2 protein-coding genes are annotated in these 1,979 nt (G+C 36.5%); both read left to right on the forward strand.

Going from position 1 to position 1,979, the window contains the following annotated elements; genetic code table 11:
• Positions 1–323 precede the first annotated feature (323 nt).
• Positions 324–830 carry a hypothetical protein gene (locus tag ACFIKE_RS09890; RefSeq protein ID WP_017196498.1) on the forward strand — a complete coding sequence of 169 codons (507 nt, stop codon included), beginning with the start codon at positions 324–326 and terminating at the stop codon, positions 828–830.
• An 84-nt stretch (positions 831–914) separates the two neighbouring features.
• On the forward strand, positions 915–1,616 hold the full coding sequence (locus ACFIKE_RS09895; protein WP_273791603.1) for a hypothetical protein: 702 nt from the start codon (positions 915–917) through the stop codon (positions 1,614–1,616).
• Positions 1,617–1,979: the final 363 nt, after the last annotated feature.

A 1,979-nucleotide genomic window follows, 5' to 3' on the forward strand; every position in this document is an offset into this window, starting at 1 on the left:
GGTAGGTATCAAAATGAAAAAAATTGAAAAAAATAAAAAATACGTATTGACATTAATGAAAGGTTCGTTTAGAAAGGTCGACAAGTGCTTGAAAAACACTGTAATACGAGCGGATAGGTTACGAAACGACCTCTTCCCATGTTTTTAAAATATACTGGCTTTCTTTTGTGCTCTTATTGGCATATAACGATTTTGCCGGGTGTGGTTATACTATACAATACCCTTCATAGGGGAAAGTGTAACGACGGTCTCGTATCCGTGTTTTTCAGCGCCCGGCGCCCTTAGGGGTGTCAATGAAAATGTTAAAATACGAGGTAATTATTATGCAGAATTCTGTAAAAAAATATCAACTCACCAATCAAACAATTCTTCGTGAGGGTAAAAAACTTTATCGCATTAAGGCGTTAAGAGATTTTGGTGATGTTAAAGCTGGTCAACTTGGTGGCTATATTGAATCTGAAGAAAATCTTTCCCATGATGGTAATTGCTGGGTTGGTGATCAGGCCATTGTTGTGAGCCCTGGTCGTGTTTACGAAAATGCGCAGGTTTATGGCAATGCAGGTGTTGGTGGTTTTGTATATGGTAATGCTCGCGTCTACGATTCAGCAAAGGTTTTTGCCAATGCCCATGTGTATGATAATGCCCATGTTTTCGATAGTGCAAAAATTGTAAGTAAAGTGCATGTTTATGAAAATGCCAATGCATGTGGCATGGCTATTGTTACTAAGAATATTTGTGGTGACACAATGAAGAATGTTTATACAGAACGCCTTTCTCCTTATGGTGAAATTTGCTTTGTTATGTGTCGTCCTCATAGGAAAACAGCTTAAATAACGGCGCGGGCGCGGCGGGGGCGCCTCCTTATAACCATTTCATTTAAAAATTTGTTTGAATATTAGATTAGGGAGCTACCTATGACCACTAAAAATGTATCTAAAAAATATGAGCTTATAAATGAAAGTCACGTTAAAGGGATTACTTTATACCGCATTCGTGCTTTAAAAGACTTTGCTGATGTTAAAGCTGGTGATTTAGGCGGCTTTATTGAAAAGGAAGATAACCTTTCTCATGATGGCAATTGCTGGGTTTATGATAATGCTTGTGTTGTAAAATCTGGTCGTGTTTATGAAAATGCAAGGGTATATGGCAACGCTGTCATTGGTGGTTTTGTTTATGGCAATGCGCATGTATATGATAAAACCCGCGTGTATTTTGGAGCTCATGTTTATGATAATGCGCATCTTTCTGATAAGGTGTGGGTTTATCAATATGCAAGGGTTTATGGGAATGCAAAATTAACAGGAAGTGCACGCATTTATAGCAAGGCTGAGGTTTATGATCATGCTGTTGTGAGTAGCTCTTCAAAAATTTATGGCAAGGTTTATGGCAATGCTAGCGTGGGTGGGTATGTTAAGGTCTATGGTTCTGTTTATGGGAATGCAAAAGTGACTGGTTATCACACCATTAGAGGTTTGGTACATGGCAATGCAAGATTAAAAAGAAATGATTATTCATATGTTGAGCAAAACATTTACTATGTATATGGAATTCCTGAAGATTGTGAAATTTATGAAAACGATACCGTTGTAAAGATTGTTGAAAATAAAGCAGCGTAAATAAAATAACGGCGCGGGGGGCTGCTTTATAGCAAAAAAGAAAGCCGTGTTTTAATCAACGCGGCTTTTATATTCACAGGAGGTATATACATTTCACACTAAACACATATCACACAAAACGTGTAAAAACGCAAGCCTTAATACAAAAAAGCCGCATCAAAATGAATTGATACGGCTTTCATGATCAAAACAACTAGCGATCCAAATAAACGATTAAAATAACCAACCGAAATATAAGAGAACATCTCTTTATTACACAAAACGTATCAAAATGCAAGCTGTTAAATAAAATAAAAATGGGATTCACACTGTAGATTCAGTGATTTATAATTATCATTTATCAAATCAATTTAAATCATAATG

The sequence above is a fragment of the Bartonella sp. MU70NMGDW genome (genome assembly GCF_042194085.1).
In the GTDB taxonomy this organism is placed as follows: Bacteria; Pseudomonadota; Alphaproteobacteria; order Rhizobiales; family Rhizobiaceae; genus Bartonella; species Bartonella grahamii.

Coding starts and splice junctions, on each gene's coding strand:
- ACFIKE_RS09895 (WP_273791603.1), top strand. CDS start 915: ATGACCACTAAAAATGTATCTAAAAAATATGAGCTTATAAATGAAAGT.
- ACFIKE_RS09890 (WP_017196498.1), top strand. CDS start 324: ATGCAGAATTCTGTAAAAAAATATCAACTCACCAATCAAACAATTCTT.